This is a genomic window from Cupriavidus respiraculi (assembly GCF_914271545.1).
In the GTDB taxonomy this organism is placed as follows: Bacteria; Pseudomonadota; Gammaproteobacteria; order Burkholderiales; family Burkholderiaceae; genus Cupriavidus; species Cupriavidus respiraculi.
Genome location: NZ_CAJZAH010000005.1, coordinates 35,721 through 53,093, shown reverse-complemented (window position 1 = coordinate 53,093; position 17,373 = coordinate 35,721). Strand labels below are relative to the sequence as shown.

General features: G+C 68.6%; 14 protein-coding genes and 1 tRNA gene. 6 read left to right on the top strand and 9 right to left on the bottom strand.

Features of this window, described 5'->3' with window-relative positions; all coding sequences use genetic code 11:
- Positions 1–179 precede the first annotated feature (179 nt).
- Positions 180–4,289, bottom strand: coding sequence for an ATP-dependent RNA helicase HrpA (hrpA, locus tag LDO27_RS20080; protein WP_224043648.1), 4,110 nt, complete (start codon positions 4,287–4,289; stop codon positions 180–182).
- A gap of 23 nt (positions 4,290–4,312) precedes the next feature.
- Here hrpA and argA point away from each other — a divergent pair, with 23 nt between their 5' ends.
- The gene (gene argA / locus LDO27_RS20075; protein ID WP_222203614.1) at positions 4,313–5,788 is read left to right on the top strand and encodes an amino-acid N-acetyltransferase; all 1,476 of its coding nucleotides are present in this window, start codon (positions 4,313–4,315) and stop codon (positions 5,786–5,788) included.
- Positions 5,789–5,897: 109 nt separating this feature from the next.
- Positions 5,898–6,173: an oxidative damage protection protein gene (locus tag LDO27_RS20070; protein ID WP_222203615.1), complete on the top strand. Its 276-nt coding sequence runs from the start codon at positions 5,898–5,900 to the stop codon at positions 6,171–6,173.
- Positions 6,174–6,233: 60 nt separating this feature from the next.
- On the opposite strand, the gene rpiA is transcribed toward LDO27_RS20070, so the two are convergent.
- A complete protein-coding gene (gene rpiA, locus LDO27_RS20065; RefSeq protein ID WP_222203616.1) occupies positions 6,234–6,920 on the bottom strand; it encodes a ribose-5-phosphate isomerase RpiA in 687 nt (228 codons plus the stop codon).
- Positions 6,921–7,071: 151 nt separating this feature from the next.
- Between rpiA and tal the strand changes: the two genes are divergently transcribed.
- On the top strand, positions 7,072–8,034 hold the full coding sequence (gene tal, locus LDO27_RS20060; protein ID WP_224043647.1) for a transaldolase: 963 nt from the start codon (positions 7,072–7,074) through the stop codon (positions 8,032–8,034).
- 87 nt (positions 8,035–8,121) lie between these two features.
- Here the strand turns inward: tal and LDO27_RS20055 are convergent, their stop codons facing one another.
- Positions 8,122–9,003, bottom strand: coding sequence for a LysR substrate-binding domain-containing protein (locus LDO27_RS20055; protein ID WP_224043646.1), 882 nt, complete (start codon positions 9,001–9,003; stop codon positions 8,122–8,124).
- A 136-nt stretch (positions 9,004–9,139) separates the two neighbouring features.
- On the opposite strand from LDO27_RS20055, the gene LDO27_RS20050 reads away from it, so the two are divergent.
- The gene (locus tag LDO27_RS20050) at positions 9,140–9,820 is read left to right on the top strand and encodes a flavodoxin family protein (protein ID WP_224043645.1); all 681 of its coding nucleotides are present in this window, start codon (positions 9,140–9,142) and stop codon (positions 9,818–9,820) included.
- Positions 9,821–9,863: 43 nt separating this feature from the next.
- Here the strand turns inward: LDO27_RS20050 and LDO27_RS20045 are convergent, their stop codons facing one another.
- From LDO27_RS20045 to rnr, 3 genes are read right to left on the bottom strand one after another with little or no spacing between them, the layout of a single operon-like run.
- Positions 9,864–10,610, bottom strand: coding sequence for an SIR2 family NAD-dependent protein deacylase (locus tag LDO27_RS20045; protein ID WP_224043644.1), 747 nt, complete (start codon positions 10,608–10,610; stop codon positions 9,864–9,866).
- Positions 10,611–10,612: 2 nt separating this feature from the next.
- Complete coding sequence (gene rlmB, locus LDO27_RS20040; RefSeq protein ID WP_224043643.1) at positions 10,613–11,356, bottom strand: 23S rRNA (guanosine(2251)-2'-O)-methyltransferase RlmB; 744 nt, start codon at positions 11,354–11,356, stop codon at positions 10,613–10,615.
- A 60-nt stretch (positions 11,357–11,416) separates the two neighbouring features.
- Positions 11,417–14,038 (bottom strand): ribonuclease R, encoded by a 2,622-nt coding sequence (gene rnr / locus LDO27_RS20035; protein WP_224043642.1) that lies wholly within the window; start codon positions 14,036–14,038, stop codon positions 11,417–11,419.
- 70 nt (positions 14,039–14,108) lie between these two features.
- Between rnr and LDO27_RS20030 the strand changes: the two genes are divergently transcribed.
- Positions 14,109–14,195 (top strand) — tRNA-Leu (locus LDO27_RS20030).
- Positions 14,196–14,197: 2 nt separating this feature from the next.
- Here LDO27_RS20030 and LDO27_RS20025 read toward each other — a convergent pair.
- A complete protein-coding gene (locus LDO27_RS20025; protein ID WP_222203624.1) occupies positions 14,198–14,425 on the bottom strand; it encodes a hypothetical protein in 228 nt (75 codons plus the stop codon).
- 198 nt (positions 14,426–14,623) lie between these two features.
- Between LDO27_RS20025 and LDO27_RS20020 the strand changes: the two genes are divergently transcribed.
- The gene (locus LDO27_RS20020; protein WP_222203626.1) at positions 14,624–15,235 is read left to right on the top strand and encodes an NAD(P)-dependent oxidoreductase; all 612 of its coding nucleotides are present in this window, start codon (positions 14,624–14,626) and stop codon (positions 15,233–15,235) included.
- Positions 15,236–15,251: 16 nt separating this feature from the next.
- Here LDO27_RS20020 and LDO27_RS20015 read toward each other — a convergent pair whose 3' ends face one another.
- Positions 15,252–15,818, bottom strand: a complete 567-nt coding sequence (locus LDO27_RS20015) for a phosphoribosyltransferase (RefSeq protein WP_222203629.1) — start codon at positions 15,816–15,818, stop codon at positions 15,252–15,254.
- Positions 15,819–15,959: 141 nt separating this feature from the next.
- Positions 15,960–17,300: an adenylosuccinate synthase gene (locus LDO27_RS20010; protein WP_224043641.1), complete on the bottom strand. Its 1,341-nt coding sequence runs from the start codon at positions 17,298–17,300 to the stop codon at positions 15,960–15,962.
- Between the last annotated feature and the right edge of the window lie 73 nt (positions 17,301–17,373).

The window sequence follows — 17,373 nt, the reverse complement described above, 5'->3', positions numbered from 1 at the left end:
GAAAGATCTGCGGCCGTAAGCCGCCACGGCGGACCGCGGCGGGCCCGCTGTGGCCGTCTGCGGGACAGGCATTCTAACGGCTGAACATCGCGTTCCGATGACCTGTCGCAAACCCGGATGCCGGGCGTCGTAAGCGCGCGACAACCGCCCTTGGCCGTCGTCGCCGGCTCCCTCCCGGCCTAGCGCTGCATCGACTCCCACACCTTCTGCAGGCGCTTGACCGACATCGGCACCGGGGTGCGCAGCTCTTGGGCGAACAGGGCGATCCGCAGCTCCTCCAGCATCCAGCGGAACTCGTCCAGGCGCGCGTCCTCCACGCCCCTGCCCTGGCTGCGCAGCTGCTTCTCGGCGCGCTGCCATTGCTGGATGAGCGGCGCCATCTCCTGCAGGCGCTGGGCGTCGCGCCCCGGATCGCCCTTGAGCTTGTCGATCCGCATGGCGATGCCCTTCAGGTAGCGCGGGAAGTGCACCAGCTGGCCGTACGGCGTATCGGCCAGGAAATGCTTGCCCATCAGCCGCCCGAGCTGGGCCTCCATGTCGGCATGCGCCGCGGGAAACGGCTTGGCCTGCAGCAGCTTGCGCGGCAGCCCCATGTACTCGGCCAGGATGGCCGCCGCCAGCCGCGCGATCTCCTGCGCCAGCAGCGACAGCCGCGTCTTGCCCTCGTCCTTGCGCGCCGCGAATTCGGCGTCGTTGCGCGGCAGCGGGGCCTGCATGCAGGCCCGCTCCAGCGCCAGCGTCACGATCTGGTCCCGCAGCATGTCCTGCGTGCCCAGCGTCATGTACTGCATGGCCATCTGCGACAGGCCGGGAATGTTTTTCTGCACGAACTTGATCTGCTCGCGCAGCTGCAGCGCGAACAGCCGGCGCAGGCCGGCGTAGTGGATGCGCTCGGCTTCCTGCGGATCGTCGAACACCTCGACGTCGCAATGGTCGCCGCGGTCCACCAGCGCGGGATAGCCGTACAGGCGCTGGTTGCCCTTGCGGATCTCCAGCAGCTCCGGCAGTTCGCCGAACGTCCATGCGGTCAGGCCTTCGTACTGGCCGGCCTCGGCTGCCGGCGTATCGGCGGCCACGATGTTCTGGAACGACTGCTGCGCCTGCCCGCCGAGCTCCGCGCGCAGCTGGGCCAGGTTGCGGCCCATGTCCAGCTGCCGGCCATGCTCGTCGATGACCTTGAAGTTCATGAAGTGGTGCGCCGGCAGCGTTTCGAGCTTGAAGTCCGCGCGCTTGACCTGCGTGCCGGTCTGCTCGCGGATATCGGCGATCAGCACGTCGATCAGCTCGCCCTCGCCGAAGGGCTGCCGGTCGACGAAGCCGGCCGCGTAGTCGGGCAGCGGCACGCAATGCCGGCGCAGCTTCTGCGGCAGAGACTTCAGCAGCAGGTGCACCTTTTCCTTGATCATGCCCGGCACCAGCCATTCGGTGCGCTCGGGCCGCACCTGGTTCAGCGCGTACAACGGCACGGCCATCGTCACGCCGTCGCGGTGGCTGCCCGGCTCGAAGTGGTAGGTCAGCGCCATGTCGACGCCGGCCACCGGCAGCACCTTCGGGAACAGGTCGGTGGTGATGCCGGCGGCCTCGTGCCGCATCAGTTCGTCGCGGTTCAGGTACAGCAGCTTGCGGTCCTGCGCGCTGGCCTTCTGGTACCACGCCTCGAAGGCGGTCTGCTGATTGACGTCGGCGGGCACCAGCCGGTCGTAGAAGGCATAGATCAGCTCGTCGTCGACCAGCACGTCCTGCCGGCGCGACTTGTGTTCCAGGTTTTCGATCTCGCGCCGCAAGCGCTGGTTGTGCGCGTAGAACGGCAGCTTCGTATCGAACTCGCCTTCGACCAGCGCCCGCCGGAGGAAGATCTCGCGCGCCTCGGCCGGGTTCATCGGCCCGTAGTGGACGCGGCGATGCTGGTACACGACCAGCCCGTACAGCGTGGCCCGCTCCAGCGCCAGCACCTGCCCCGCCTTCTTTTCCCAGTGCGGCTCGCTCCAGCTGACCTTCAGCAGATGGCGGCCGACCTGCTCCAGCCAGTCCGGCTCGATCTTCGCCAGCGTGCGGGCGAACAGCCGGCTGGTCTCGACCAGCTCCGCCGCGACGATCCAGCGGCCCACCTTGCGCGCGATCAGCGAGCCGGGCCACAGGTGGAACTTGATGCCGCGCGCGCCCAGGTATTCCCGGCCGCGGCCGTCGGCTTCCTCCAGCTTCAGGCCCACGTTGCCCAGCAGCCCCGTCAGCAGCGCCTTGTGGACCTGCTCGTAGGTCGGCTCGCTGTCGTTGAGCTTCCAGCCCTGCTCGGCCACGGTGGTCAGCAGCTGCGAATGCACGTCGCGCCATTCCCGCAGCCGCACGTGCGACAGGAAGTTGGCCCGGCACTGGTCCTGCAGCTGGCGATTGCTCTTCTTGTGCGCGACGGCCTCCTCGAACCACTTCCACAGCTTGACCCAGCCGAGGAATTCGGAGCGCTCGTCCATGAACTTGCGATGCGCCTGGTCGGCGGCTTCCTGGGCTTCCTGCGGACGGTCGCGCGGGTCCTGCACCGACAGCGCGCTGGCGATCACGAGCACCTCGCGCAGGCAGTGCTGCTCGCGCGCGGCCAGGATCATGCGGCCCACGCGCGGGTCCAGGGGCAGCTTGGCCAGCTGGCGGCCCGTCGGCGTCAGCGCGTTGGCGTCGTCGACCGCGCCCAGCTCCTGCAGCAGCTGGTAGCCATCGGCGATGGCCCGGCCCAGCGGCGGCTCGATAAACGGAAAGGACTCGATCTCGGTCAGCCGCAGCGCCTTCATGCGCAGGATCACGGCCGCCAGCGACGAACGCAGGATTTCCGGGTCGGTGAAGCGCGCCCGGCCGGCGAAGTCGGTCTCGTCGTACAGCCGGATGCAGACGCCGTCCGCCACGCGGCCGCAGCGGCCCGCGCGCTGGTTGGCGGCGGCCTGCGAGATCGGTTCGATCTGCAGCTGCTCGACCTTGTTGCGGTACGAATAGCGCTTGACGCGCGCCAGGCCCGTATCGACGACGTAGCGGATGCCCGGCACCGTCAGCGAGGTCTCGGCCACATTGGTGGCCAGCACGATGCGGCGGGTGTTCGAGGGGCGGAACACGCGCTCCTGCTCCTGCACCGACAGCCGCGCGAACAGCGGCAGGATCTCGGTATGGGGCGGATGGTGCTTGCGCAGCGCCTCGGCGGCCTCGCGGATCTCGCGCTCGCCGGGCAGGAACACCAGCACGTCGCCCGGGCCCAGCCGGCACAGCTCGTCGACGGCGTCGACCAGGCCGTCGTAGAGATCGCGGTCCCTGTCCTTCTGCGTGGTCTTCGACGGCGCGCCCTGTGCGCCGCCCTGACCCGGTGCCGGCGCATCGCTCTCGATGGGCCGGTAGCGGATCTCGACCGGATACAGCCGGCCGCTGACCTCGATCACCGGCGCGGGCTTGTCCGCGGTGCCGAAGTGTTCGGCGAAGCGCCGTGCATCGATGGTGGCCGAGGTGATGATCAGCTTCAGGTCCGGCCGTCGCGGCAGGATCTGCTTCAGATAGCCCAGCAGGAAATCGATGTTGAGGCTGCGCTCGTGCGCCTCGTCGATGATGATGGTGTCGTAGGCGCGCAGCAGCGGATCGGTCTGCGTCTCGGCCAGCAGGATGCCGTCGGTCATCAGCTTGACCGAGGCGCCGGGCGACATGGTGTCGTTGAAGCGCACCTGGTAGCCGACGTGCTCGCCCACCGGCGAGCCGAGCTCCTGCGCGATGCGCTTGGCCGTCGAGGTCGCCGCGATGCGCCGCGGCTGCGTATGCCCGATCAGGCCACCCTGCCCGGCGCGCTCGCCGGTGCCGGGACCGCGGCCGATCGACAGGCAGATCTTGGGCAGCTGCGTGGTCTTGCCCGAGCCGGTCTCGCCCGAGACGATCACCACCTGGTTGGCCAGCAGCGCCTGCGCGATCTCGTCGCGGCGCGCCGATACCGGCAAAGCCTCGGGAAAGGTGATCGGCGGCAGCGGATTGGCGGCCCGCGGCGGACGCGGCGCGCGCGGGCCGCGTGCGTCGGGCGCGCCGGCGGGGCGAGGCGATCCGGCGGGGAGCGCAGAACGAGGCGGACGAGGCGGACGAGGCGAACTGGCGGCGCCGGCCTGCGCGGCATCCTGCGCGGACGGCCGGGGCGGTCGGGGCTGCTGGGGCTTGGCGGACGGTGGCCGGGCTTGCGGGGCGCCGGGGTTGGCGCCTGGCCGGGCGGCTCGGGCGCCGGGCTCGGCGGCTGGCTTTGCGCCGGGTGGCAACGGCTTGGCGGGACGGTGTTCTGACATTGGGCAGGATTATAATCCGCCGCATGAAAGCCCCAACCGACCCGTCCGCCGCCGCGGCCCACCCCGCATCGCCCGTCTCTCCGGCCCCGACGACCGCCGACAGCGCCGCCGCGCAGCCCACCCCCGCCATGCTGGCCACCGCGATCCAGCCCGCCGTCGTCGCCGCTCCCGACCCCGTCGAGCGCAGCGGCCCCGACCAGCAGCAGTTCGTCGACTGGCTGCGCGCGGTCGCCCCGTATATCCACGCCTTCCGCGGCAAGATCTTCGTGATCGCCTTCGGCGGCGAGCTGGTCAAGGCCGGCATGCTCAACGCGCTGGTCAACGACGTGGCGCTGCTGCATGCGATGGGCATGCAGATCGTGCTGGTGCACGGCTCGCGCCCGCAGGTCGAGGAGCAGCTGGCGCTGCGGCAGGTGGCCTCCCGCTTCGAGGCGGGCGTGCGCATCACCGACAACGCCGCGCTCGAATGCGCCAAGGAGGCCGCCGGCGAACTGCGCCTCGATATCGAGGCAGCGTTCAGCCAGGGCCTGCCCAATACGCCGATGGCCGGCGCGCAGCTGTCCGTGGTGTCCGGCAACTTCGTTACGGCGCGGCCGGTGGGCATCGTCGAGGGCGTCGATTACCAGCACACCGGGCTGGTGCGCAAGGTCGATGTCGAATCGGTGCGGATGTCGCTGACGCACGGCAAGATCGTGCTGCTGTCGCCGCTGGGCTTCTCGCCCACGGGGCAGGCGTTCAATCTGTCGATGGAGGACGTGGCCAGCGCGACGGCCACCATGCTCAAGGCCGACAAGCTGATCTTCATCACCGAAGTGCCCGGCGTGCAGGACGCCACCGGCAAGCTGATGCCCGAGATGTCGCTGCGCACCGCGGTCGAGCGGCTGCAGAACAACCATTTGACGCCGGACGTCGCCAACTACCTGGAGCATCTGGTCAAGGCGCTGCGCGGCGGCGTGCCGCGCGCCCACCTGATCCCCTTCCAGCTCGACGGTTCGGTGCTGCTCGAGCTGTTCCTGCACGACGGCGTTGGCACGATGTTGGCCGACACCGACCTGGAGAGCCTGCGCGAAGCCACGCTGGACGACGTGGGCGGCATCGTGCAGCTGATCGCCCCGCTGGAGCTCGACGGCACGCTGGTGCCGCGCGGCCGCCATCTGATCGAGCGCGATATCGGCAACTTCTCGGTGATCGAGCACGACGGCGTGCTGTTCGGCTGCGCGGCGCTCTACCCCTATCCGCGCGAGGGCATGGCCGAGATGGCCTGCCTGACGGTGTCCTCCGAGGCGCAGGGCACCGGCGACGGCGAGCGGCTGCTCAAGCGCATCGAGCGCCGTGCCCGCGCCCTCGGACTGGACCGGCTGTTCGTGCTCACCACGCGCACGGAGCACTGGTTTCTCAAGCGCGGCTTCGTCCACGCCACCGTCGACGACCTGCCCGAGGACAAGCGCAAGCTCTACAACTGGCAGCGCAAGTCGATGGTGCTGATGAAGAAGCTGTAGGCCGGCGGGGCCGCCAAAGGCCCCGGCCGCGTAGGGACGTCGGGCCGCGCGCGGCCTGCTTCGCTACAATACCGGCATCGCCGCACCCCCACGAATACAAGGAGTTCCCATGGCCCGCATGGTCCAATGCGTCAAACTGAACAAGGAAGCCGAAGGTCTGGACTTTCCGCCGCTGCCCGGCGAGCTGGGCAAGAAGATCTGGCAAAGCGTGTCGAAGGAAGCGTGGGCGGGCTGGCTCAAGCATCAGACCATGCTGATCAACGAGAACCGCCTGAACATGGCCGACGCGCGTGCGCGCCAGTATCTGCTGAAGCAGACCGAGAAGTACTTCTTCGGCGAAGGCGCCGATGCCGCCGCCGGCTATGTGCCGCCGCCGCAGGGCTGAGCCGCCACCGCAACGAAAAAAGGCGCCCGCATGGGCGCCTTTTTCATGGCCGCGTGCCGCTCAGAAGTCGGTGCGCTTGACGCCATCCGCCGTGCCCAGCAGCAGCACGTCGGCGCCGCGCAACGCGAACAGGCCCACCGTCACCACGCCGGGCACCTGGTTGATCGTCTGCTCCAGGTCGCGCGGATCGCCGATCGCCAGGCCCGCCACGTCCAGGATGACGTTGCCGTTGTCGGTCTTGTAGATGCCGCCTTCCTTGGTCATGCGCAGGCGCGGCTGGCCGCCCAGCGTGGCAAGCTTGCGCGCCACGGCCGCCCGTGCCATCGGAATCACCTCGACCGGCAGCGGGAACGTGCCCATCACGCCGACCAGCTTGCTGCCGTCCGCGATGCAGACGAAGCGGCGGGCCACCGAGGCGACGATCTTCTCGCGCGTCAGCGCGCCGCCGCCGCCCTTGATCATCGCGCCGCTGGCATCGATCTCGTCGGCGCCGTCCACGTACACCGGAATATCGTCGACCTCGTTCAGGTCCAGCACCTTGAAGCCATGCTGTTCCAGGCGGCGGGTCGAAGCCTCCGAGGAGGACACTGCGCCGGCGAAGCGTTCCTTGAACGCCGCCACCGCATCGATAAAGAGATTGGCGGTGGAGCCGGTGCCCACGCCGAGCACCGAGCCGGCGGGCACTTCCTCGCGCACGTAGTCAGCCGCCGCTTGCGCCACCAGCGCCTTGAGTTCATCCTGAGTCATGACAACAGCCACTATGGATTGAGGGTGGGAGAAGCCACGTAGTGTAACGGATCGCACGGTGGGCCAGACCGCCGACGTTACAATGGTCCCGACCCGCCAGGGGCGGCCTTTCGCGCCGCCACGTTTTCACGACAAGCAGCGACACACGACCATGAACCAGCTCGAACAACTCAGGCAGTTCACCACGGTGGTGGCCGATACCGGCGACTTCCAGTTGATGAAGCAGTACAAGCCGCAGGACGCCACCACCAATCCGTCCCTGATCCTGAAGGCCGTGCAGAAGGCCGAGTACCGTCCCCTGCTGGAGCAGGCGGTGCGCGACTTCGGCGCCGGCGCGGACCAGGGCGCCGAGGCCGTGATGGACGCGCTGCTGATCGCCTTCGGCACCGAGATCCTCGCCATCGTGCCGGGCCGCGTGTCCACCGAGGTCGATGCGCGGCTGTCCTTCGATACGGAAGCCACCGTTTCCAAGGCACGCCACCTGATCGCGATGTACGAGCAGCGCGGCGTCGCCCGCGAGCGCGTGCTGATCAAGATCGCCGCCACCTGGGAAGGCATCCGCGCCGCCGAGATCCTGCAGCGCGAAGGCATCCGCTGCAACATGACGCTGATGTTCTCGCTGGTGCAGGCCGTGGCCTGCGCGGAAGCCGGCGCACAGCTGATCTCGCCTTTCGTCGGCCGCATCCTGGACTGGCACCGCAAGCAGGCCGGCGACCAGTGGGACGCCGCCGCCAACGCGGGCGACAACGACCCCGGCGTGCGCTCGGTGCGCCAGATCTACGACTACTACAAGAAGTTCGGCTACCCGACCGAGGTGATGGGCGCGAGCTTCCGCGGCATCGGCCAGATCGCGGCGCTGGCCGGCTGCGACCTGCTCACCATCAGCCCCGACCTGCTGGAGCAACTCGCGGCGGCGGAGGGCCCGCTGGAGCGCAAGCTGTCGGTGGATCACGCCCAGGCCGGCAATATTGCCCGCATCGCGTGCGACGAGGCATCGTTCCGCTGGCAGCTGAACGAAGACCCGATGGCCACGGAGAAATTGTCCGAAGGCATCCGCCTCTTCGCGGCGGACGCGGTGAAGCTGGAGAAGCTGATCGCGGAGCTGGCGGCCTGAGTTCCGCGCAGCACCCCGGCAAGGCCCGCTACGGCGGGCCTTTTCCTTGGTGCAATCCATCGGCGCAGGCGATGCGATCCCGGCCGGTCATGCCCACTCCTGCGCCAGCCACGCGAGGAACGCGCGCACGGGCGGATGGCGCTCCCGCCCCGGCACGCACAGCGCCGTGTACGCGGCGCCGGCCACGGCGATCTCCGGGCGGTAAGGCAGCAGCAGCCCATTGCGCACGCTGTCCGACACCATGATCGAGCTCGCCAGCACCAGCCCCTGGCCCGCGATGGCGGCCTGCAGCGCGTAGCTTTCCTCGTCGTACGCGCGCATCGTCGCCCCTTGCCGCAGCCATCGTTCGCCGGCGGCCTCGCACCATGCCTGCCAGCCATCGTCGTACAGCGTGGAGTCCCTCCAGCGCACGGTGATCAGTTCCGGCATGCCGTCGCTGAGCGCCGCGATCCGCGCCGGCGCGCCATAAACGCCGAAGGTCTCTTGCAGCCTGCCCGCGCTCCGCAGCAGTGGCGACTCGGCATGCCCATAGCGGATCGCCACGTCGATGCGCCCTTCCTGATGCAGGTTGACCGGCGTACCGTCGCTATCGATCCGTACCTGGATTTCCGGATGCGCCCGGTAGAAGCGCCCTAGCCGTGGGACCAGCCACAGCGCCGCAAACGACGCGGAGGTGGTGACCATCAACGCGCCGGCCGCCGGCCGCGGGCGCATCGCATCGACGGCTTGCGCCACATCCAGCAGCGCGCCATGCAGCCGGTGGAACAGCCGCTCTCCCTCCGCGGTCAACGCCACGCCGCGCGGCTGGCGGTCGAACAGCGCCACGCCCAGGCGCGATTCGAGTGCGCGCACCTGGTGCGACACCGCCGCGGGCGTGACGGACAGCTCGGCGGCAGCCGCCTTGAAGCTAAGGTGCCGCGCGGCGGATTCGAACACGCGCAGCGCGGCGATGGGCAAGGAAGCGAACATGCGTCGCGCTCCAGTCGAATGCGAAAAGTATCTGGGGTGAATGCAGCTTGTCCGGCGCAAGCATTGTTCGTTTGTCGCGCCGAAACCGCCATCCTACAGTCGCCATGTCCCAGCCACCAATGTAAGGAACGACACCATGACGGACATGACACCCGCCCACCCGCACGCTAGCGGACCGCTACTGATCCTGGTGGGCAGCCCGCGGCGCGACGGCAATTCCGCAGTGCTCGCGCAAGCCGTGCGACGCGGCGCCGAGCAAGCCGGCACACCGGTCAAGCTGCGCTTTCTGGACGACTACATCGGCGGACTGCTGCGCGACTGCCGCCAGTGCCGGCGCGCCGACGGCAGCTGCGGCATCGACGACGGCTATGGCGCGCTGCTGCGCGACGACTTCCTGCCGGCCGCCGGCGTGGTGTTCTGCTCGCCGATCTACTGGTATGGCATGTCGGCGCAGACCAAGGCCTTCTTCGACCGGATGTTCTGCTACTACGCGGCCTCGCACCCCGACTCCGCCGACGTGCTGGCCCGGATGGGCCGCAAGCGCCTGGGACTGGTGCTGGCCTCCGAGGAAAGCTATGGCGGCGCGGCGCTGGGCATCGTGCATCAACTCCAGGAGTACGCGCGCTATACGCATTCGGAGCTGGTGGGCGTCGTTCGCGGTACCGGCAATCGCCGCGGGGAAGTGGTACGCGACCCCGCCGGTGCCGTGGCCGAAGCGGAGCGTCTTGGCACCGAGCTGTTCGATCGCCGCTACAGCGACTACCTGATCGATACGCCGCGCGATACGCGGGTATGGGCCGTCGAGCAGCCGGCTTGAGCGAAACGCCGCAACCTGCGGACCGCCGGGCGCCCGAGGCGGCTCAGCCGCCCGCGGGCAACAGCAGCGGCAGCGCCTCGCCGGCGGCGGCCCGCACCACCAGTGTCGCGGTATCGTCCAGCGCCGAGGGCTGCGGATTGATCACCATCACCTCGGCACCCTGGTCGCGCGCGATGCCGGGCAGCCCGGCCGCCGGATACACCAGGCCCGAGGTGCCCACCACCAGGCACAGACCGCAGCTTCGCGCCGCATGGTCCGCCCGGTAGCTCGCGACCCGCGGCAGGTCTTCGCCGAACCACACCACGCCGGGCCGCATCATTGCGCCGCAGTGCACGCAGCGCGGCGGGCTGGCCGTATCGCCGGGCGCCGCCTCGCAGCGGCCGCAGCCGTCCAGCCACTTGTTGGCGAACAGGTTGCCATGCAGCTCGATCACGTCGGTACTGCCGGCCCGCTGATGCAGGCCGTCGACGTTCTGCGTGACGAGCGTCATTTTCGTGCGCGCGGCGAGCGCCGCGAGCGCGTAATGGGCGGGATTGGGCCGGGCGGCACTGACCAGCTCGCGCCGGTGCTGGTACCAGTCCCAGACCAGTCCGGGCTGGCGGCGGTAGGCGGCCTCGGTCGCCAGTTCCTCCGGATCGAAGCGCGCCCACAGGCCGGTCAGCGCGTCGCGGAAGGTCGGCACGCCCGACTCGGCCGAGATGCCCGCGCCCGTCAGGACCAGCACGTCCGTCGCGCGCGCGATCGTGGCGCGGGCGGCGTCGAGGGTCGCGGTGTCGGGCGGAGAGGCCATGCTCAGCGCGGCAGGCGCCGCTGGCGCACCGCTTCGTACAGGCACACGCCGCTCGCCACGGAAACGTTCAGGCTCTCCACGCCGCCGGCCATCGGGATGCCGACGAGCTCGTCGCAGGTCTCGCGCGTCAGGCGCCGCATGCCCTCCCCTTCGGCGCCCATCACCAGCGCCATCGGCCCCCTGAGGTCGACGTCGTACAGCGTCTTGTCGACACCGTCGGCGGTGCCCACCACCCAGATGCCGCGCTCCTGCAATTCGCGCAGCGTGCGGGCCAGATTGGTGACGGTGATATAGGGAACGGTTTCGGCCGCGCCGCTGGCGACCTTGGCGACGGTGGTGTTCAGGCCCACGCTGCGGTCCTTGGGCGCGATCACGGCATGGGCACCGGCGCCGTCGGCCACGCGCAGGCACGCGCCGAGGTTGTGGGGATCGGTGACGCCATCGAGCACCAGCAGCAGCGGCGTGCCTTCGATGCCGTCGAGCAGTTCGTCCAGGTTCAGCGCGAGGGAGACATCCTCGGCGCGGGCCACCACGCCCTGGTGCTTGTCGGTGCCGGCCATGCCGCGCAGGCGCTCGGCATCCACCGGGTGCAGGCGCACGCCGAGGCCCTCGGCCATGCGGATAAAGTCTTGCATCCGGCGGTCGCGCCGGGCGGATTCAACGTAGACGTCGGTCACGCCAGCGGCATGCTGGCGCAGGCGCGCGGTAACGGCGTGAAAGCCGATCAGGAGTTTTTGTTTAGCCATGGCGGGATTGTACCCGCCGGCAAGGCGGGAGCCGGCGCACGGGCCGGCTCCCCGCCGCCGTTACCGCTTGCGCGCGGCCCGGCTGGTCTTGCTGGCCGACTTGGCACCCGCCTTGCCTGCCTTCGCGCCGGTCTTGGCGCCCGAGCGTGCGCCGCTCTTGCGCGCGTTGCCCGCATGCTGGGGCTTGGGCTTGGCGGTGCGACGGGACGGCTTGCCGCCGGTGCCCGGCGGCGCGTCGATCGGCGTGATCACCGCCTCGAACACCGGCTGCTCCTCGATGACGCGGTCCAGCGTCTCGTCGAAGGATTCTTCCGGCTTGGAGGTACCGCCCAGCAGCGCCGCGAGCTGGCGGCCCTTCTTGCGCGCCGGCACCGCGTGGGCGGCGGGCACGTGCGGCGCCACGTCAGCCACCGTCGGGCGCGCGCGCGGCGCCTTGACGGACGGCTCCTGCACCAGGCGGAAGTCGATCTTTCGCGCGTCCAGGTCCACGCGCGAAACCTGCACGCGCACGCGGTCCGTCAGCCGGTAGCGGATGCCCGTACGCTCGCCGCGCAGCTCGTTGCGCGCCTCGTCGTACTGGAAATAGTCGCTGCCCAGCTCGGTCACATGGACCAGGCCTTCGACGTACAGCTCGTCCAGCTGCACGAAGATGCCGAACGAGGTCACCGAGCTGACCGTGCCCGCATACTCGCTGCCCAGCTTGTCGCGCATGAAATAGCACTTGAGCCACGCCTCCACGTCGCGCGACGCCTCGTCGGCGCGGCGCTCGTTGGCCGAGCAGTGCAGGCCGAGCTCGTCCCACACACCCTCGTTGCGCTGGGCGCGGCCCGCGGCGAGCTCCGCCTTCGCGGCCGCGTCCTTGGCCTGCAGGCGGCGCGCCTTGGGCGAGACGGCGGTATTGAACTGGATGCCGTGGCCGAATACCGGCTTGTACTTCGTATGCGCCAGCACGGCCTTGATCGCGCGGTGCACCAGCAGGTCCGGATAGCGGCGGATCGGGCTGGTGAAGTGCGCATAGGCCTCGTAGGCCAGCCCGAAGTGGCCGATATTGTCCGGGCTGTAGACGGCCTGCTGCATCGAGCGCAGCAGCATGGTCTGCAGCATCGGCGCATCCGGCCGCGCCTTGATCTTGTCCATCACCTCGGCATAGTCGGAGGCGTGCGGCTTGTCGCCGCCGCCCAGCGACAGCCCGGCGGTGCGCAGGAACTCGCGCAGGTTCTTCAGCTTTTCCTCGTTGGGACCGGCATGCACGCGGTACAGCGCCGGATGCTTGAAGCGCTCGAGGAAGTCGGCCGCGCAGACGTTCGCGGTCAGCATGCATTCCTCGATCAGCCGGTGCGCATCGTTGCGGGTGCGCGGCAGGATCTGCTCGATCTTGCCCTGCGCATTGCAGACGATGTAGGTCTCGGTGGTATCGAAGTCGATCGCACCCCGCTGCCGGCGGGCCTTCAGCAACGTCTGGAACAGCTCGTACAGATTCTGCAGGTGTGGCACCAGATCGGCACGCTTGTGGGCCTCCGGACCCTTGGTGTTCGACAGCACGGCCCACACCTCGTTGTAGGTCAGGCGCGCGGCCGAATGCATCACCGCCGGATAGAACTGGTACGCCTTGATCTCCCCCTTGGACGTGATCACCGTATCGCAGACCATGCACAGGCGGTCCACCTGCGGATTGAGCGAGCAAAGGCCGTTGGAGATCTTCTCCGGCAGCATCGGGATCACCCGCCGCGGGAAGTACACCGAGGTGGCGCGGTCGATGGCGTCGGCGTCCAGCGCCGTGCCGGGACGCACGTAGTGCGACACGTCCGCGATGGCCACCACCAGGCGCCACGCCTTGGTGCGGCCGATCTTGACCGGCTCGCAGTAGACCGCGTCGTCGAAGTCGCGGGCGTCCTCGCCGTCGATGGTGACCAGCGGCACGTCGCGCAGGTCGATGCGGTGATCGAGATCGGCCTGCTGCACCGAATCGGGCAGCGCCGCGGCCTCGCTGAGGCAGTCCGGCGAAAAGGCATGGGGCACGCCGTACTTGCGCACCGCGATCTCGATTTCCATGCCGGGGTCGTCGATATCGCCGAGCACCTCGATCACGCGGCCGACCGGCTGCACATAACGGTCCGGATACTCCACGATCTCGACGCTGACGACCTGCCCCACCTTGGCCTTGCCCTGCGCCTTGGGCGGGATCAGGATGTCCTGGCTGATGCGCTTGTCCTCGGGCGCCACCACCAGCACGCCGCCCTCGTTGAGCAGGCGGCCGATGACATAGCGGTTGGCGCGCTCGACGATCTCCACGATCTGGCCTTCAGGACGGCCGCGACGGTCGTAGCCCACCACGCGCACCTGCGCGCGGTCATTGTGCATCGCCTTTTGCAGCTCGCGCTCGGGCAGGAAGATGTCGTCCTCGGCATCGTCCCGGATCAGGAAGCCGAAGCCGTCGCGATGGCCCTGCACACGGCCGACCACGAAGTTCGGCTGATGGGCCAGCTCATAGCGGCCCTTGCGGTTCAGCTCGATCTGGCCGTCCCGCTCCATCGCGGCGAGGCGCTTCTGAAAACCATCGTGCTCCTTGCGCGTGACCGCCAGGGCCTTGGCGATGTCGCCGGCCGACAGGGGCGATCCCGAGGTTCTCAGGACCCCGAGGATTTCTTCCCGACTGGGGATCGGATAACTGTTCTGATTCAATTTTTTCTTGGAAGGATTTGACAAACGAAAAGTCGTCGATATAATGAGCGCTTCGGTTGTTTCGACACCTGCCCAGGTGGCGGAATTGGTAGACGCACTAGGTTCAGGTCCTAGCGGTGGCAACACTGTGGAGGTTCGAGTCCTCTCCTGGGCACCAGATCAAAGCAGTAAAAAGAAGACCCGCAGCGCTTTCGAGCCTTGCGGGTTTTTTCTTTTCTGGCCTTCGATCCGACAAACTTGCGCTCCTTGTTCAATACGCCGGCAATGCCGCGTCGCTCTGCGACCGCGATTGCCGTCGCGCTTGCGGTCTCGCAAGACCGCGTTCCGGATGGCGCCTTCGTCGGGCAATTGCCCGGGGACCATCCCTGGCGCCACGGTGGATACCATGCGCGTGTCGGGCAGTGTATCAGCTTCAGTGGCGATTCCGGCATTCTTCCTCGCCCGGCCGCCCAATTACGGCAACCCGCCGGCCGATGTTGCCGCATGGCGAACCATGCCGGACCATTTCAGACTATATATCCGAGGCGCGCCATTTCGTCAGCCACGGCACGCCATCCACCCGCTTCGCCAAGCACAAGGACGGATATGAAGATTGCCATTCTGGGAGCCACCGGCCGCGTCGGCAGCCGCATCGCCGATGAAGCCCTGCGGCGCGGCCATGCCGTCACCGCGATCGCCCGCCACGCCGGCACGCTCGCGGCGCGCGACCGCCTCGTCACGCGCGATATCGATGCGGCCGACGGCCCCGCCATCGTCGGCGCGATCGGCGGCCATGACGCCATGGTCAGCGCCATGCCCTTCCGGTTGGCCGACCCCGAAGCGCTGGTCAGCCTGACGAAGAAGGCGGGCGTGCCGCGGCTGGTGGTGGTGGGCGGCGCCGGCAGCCTGTTCGTGGCGCCCGGCATGCAGCTGATGGACACGCCCGACTTTCCCGAGGCCTACCGGATCGAGGCCGGCGCCGGGCGCGACTTTCTGTCGGTGCTGAACCAGGAAGTGGAACTGGACTGGACGTTCGTGTCGCCGTCCGCCCTGCTGGAGCCGGGCGAGCGCACCGGCCGCTACCGCATCGGCAAGGACGATCTGCTGACCGATGCGACGGGCAAGAGCTGGATCTCGATGGAGGACTACGCCACCGCACTCGTCGACGAACTGGAGACGCCGGCGCATTCGCGCCAGCGCTTCACCGTGGGCTACTGATATTGAAGGCGCGCGCTCAGGCGACGTCGCCGGCGGCCGGTTCGGCACGGCGGCCGCGCTTGAGCCAGGCGGCCAGGTTGTGCGGACGCAGCGTGTCGTATTCCTCGAACGGCTGGTGGATCCAGGGATTTGAGGGCAGGAAGTCCACGTGATAGTCGGGCTTGACCTTCGAGCAGGCCTTGTACCACAGCACCGCCGAGCGCACGTCGGTCACGGCCGGATAGCGTTCCTGCAGATGGCGCCCCACCCGCTCCAGCGTGACGCCCGAGTCCACCAGGTCGTCGACCAGCAGGATCTTGCCCGACAGCTCGCCGCGGGTCATCGTGATGTACTGCGCGATATCGAGATCGCCCTGCTGGGTGCCCGCCGCCTCGCGGTAGCTGCTGGTCGCCAGGATCGCCAGCGGCACATCGAAGATGCGCGACATCTGGTCGCCCACGCGCAGGCCACCGCGCGCCAGGCACAGGATCTTGTCGAACTTCCAGCCCGACTCGTGCACGTTCAGCGACAAGCGTGCGATCAGGCGGTGGTATTCGTCCCAGGAGATCCACAGATTCTCGTCATCGTTGGGCGGCAGGGTCATGGTCTTGCTCTTTCTTGCTTCGTGTGTCGCGGGCCCGCGTGCGTCGGCATGGGGCCCGATATGAAATCCGGCCCGCGATGGGGCCGGTGTCGTGCGGTGCGTCGTTCCGGACGTCCCTCGGTCCGTCGCGGACCGCGGGCGTCAGACCAGGTAGGGATGACGCAGCAGGATGGTCTCGTCGCGGTCGGGACCGGTGGAGATCATGTCGATCGGAATGCCGACCACTTCCTCGACGCGCTTCAGGTACACGCGCGCCTGTTCCGGCAGCGCATCCCAGCTCTTGACGCCGAAGGTGGACTCGTTCCAGCCCGGATATTCCTCGTAGACCGGCTCGCAGCGCGCCACGGCGTCGGAGCCGCGCGGCAGGATATCGACCTGCTTGCCGTCGACCTTGTAGCCCACGCACAGGCGCAGCGTTTCGAGGCCGTCGAGCACGTCCAGCTTGGTCATGCACAGGCCGGACACGCCGTTGATCTGCACCGAGCGCTTCAGCGCGGCGGCGTCGAGCCACCCGGTGCGGCGCGGACGGCCGGTGACCGAGCCGAATTCCTTGCCGACATTGGCCAGACGCACGCCGACCGGGTCCTGGCAGCGGGGATTGTCGTTGTCGTACAGCTCGCTCGGGAAGGGGCCGGAGCCGACGCGCGTGCAGTAAGCCTTGGTGATGCCCAGGATGTAGTGCAGGCGGCCCGGGCCGACACCGGCGCCCGCGGCGGCCGCACCGGCCACGCAGTTGCTCGAGGTGACGAAGGGATAGGTGCCGTGGTCGACGTCGAGCAGCGTGCCCTGCGCGCCCTCGAACATCAGGTTCTGGCCAGCCGCGTTGACCGCGTACAGCTCGGCCGACACGTCGGCCACCATCGGCTTCAGGCGCGCCGCATAGGACAGCGCCTCGTCCAGCGTCTGCTGGAAGTCCACGGCTTCGGCGCCCAGGTACTGGGTCAGCATGAAGTTGTGGTAGTCCAGGTTCTCGCGCAGGCGTTCGGCGAACTGCTGCGGATCGAACAGGTCCTGCACGCGCAGCGCGCGGCGGGCCACCTTGTCCTCATAGGCCGGGCCGATGCCACGGCCGGTGGTGCCGATCTTGCCGGCGCCGCGGCGCGCCTCGCGCGCCTTGTCGATGGCGACGTGGTACGGCAGGATCAGCGTGGCCGCCTCGGAGATGCGCAGGCGGTTCTGCACCTTCAGGCCGGCGGCTTCCAGTTCCTCGATCTCGCGGAACAGCGCTTCGGGCGACAGTACAACGCCATTGCCGATGTAGCAGACGGTGTCCTCGCGCATGATGCCCGACGGGATCAGCCGAAGAATGGTCTTCTTGCCGCCGATGATCAGCGTGTGGCCCGCATTGTGGCCACCCTGGAACCGCACCACGCCCTTTGCATGATCGGTAAGCCAATCGACGATTTTTCCTTTGCCTTCGTCACCCCATTGGGTGCCGATCACGACGACGTTGCGTCCCTGGCTTACTGCTGAAGCGGACATTTTGATTGGGTCAGAAGGGTTAAAAACGTATTCTACTCTCGTTGCCGGGGCGTCCCGCCAAAACGGCCGGACG

What these genes read in the sequence shown, in the direction of transcription:
- hrpA (WP_224043648.1), bottom strand. Translation starts at nt 4,289, where the DNA reads ATGTCAGAACACCGTCCCGCCAAGCCGTTGCCACCCGGCGCAAAGCCA.
- argA (WP_222203614.1), top strand. Translation starts at nt 4,313, where the DNA reads ATGAAAGCCCCAACCGACCCGTCCGCCGCCGCGGCCCACCCCGCATCG.
- LDO27_RS20070 (WP_222203615.1), top strand. Translation starts at nt 5,898, where the DNA reads ATGGCCCGCATGGTCCAATGCGTCAAACTGAACAAGGAAGCCGAAGGT.
- rpiA (WP_222203616.1), bottom strand. Translation starts at nt 6,920, where the DNA reads ATGACTCAGGATGAACTCAAGGCGCTGGTGGCGCAAGCGGCGGCTGAC.
- tal (WP_224043647.1), top strand. Translation starts at nt 7,072, where the DNA reads ATGAACCAGCTCGAACAACTCAGGCAGTTCACCACGGTGGTGGCCGAT.
- LDO27_RS20055 (WP_224043646.1), bottom strand. Translation starts at nt 9,003, where the DNA reads ATGTTCGCTTCCTTGCCCATCGCCGCGCTGCGCGTGTTCGAATCCGCC.
- LDO27_RS20050 (WP_224043645.1), top strand. Translation starts at nt 9,140, where the DNA reads ATGACGGACATGACACCCGCCCACCCGCACGCTAGCGGACCGCTACTG.
- LDO27_RS20045 (WP_224043644.1), bottom strand. Translation starts at nt 10,610, where the DNA reads ATGGCCTCTCCGCCCGACACCGCGACCCTCGACGCCGCCCGCGCCACG.
- rlmB (WP_224043643.1), bottom strand. Translation starts at nt 11,356, where the DNA reads ATGGCTAAACAAAAACTCCTGATCGGCTTTCACGCCGTTACCGCGCGC.
- LDO27_RS20025 (WP_222203624.1), bottom strand. Translation starts at nt 14,425, where the DNA reads ATGGTATCCACCGTGGCGCCAGGGATGGTCCCCGGGCAATTGCCCGAC.
- LDO27_RS20020 (WP_222203626.1), top strand. Translation starts at nt 14,624, where the DNA reads ATGAAGATTGCCATTCTGGGAGCCACCGGCCGCGTCGGCAGCCGCATC.
- LDO27_RS20015 (WP_222203629.1), bottom strand. Translation starts at nt 15,818, where the DNA reads ATGACCCTGCCGCCCAACGATGACGAGAATCTGTGGATCTCCTGGGAC.
- LDO27_RS20010 (WP_224043641.1), bottom strand. Translation starts at nt 17,300, where the DNA reads ATGTCCGCTTCAGCAGTAAGCCAGGGACGCAACGTCGTCGTGATCGGC.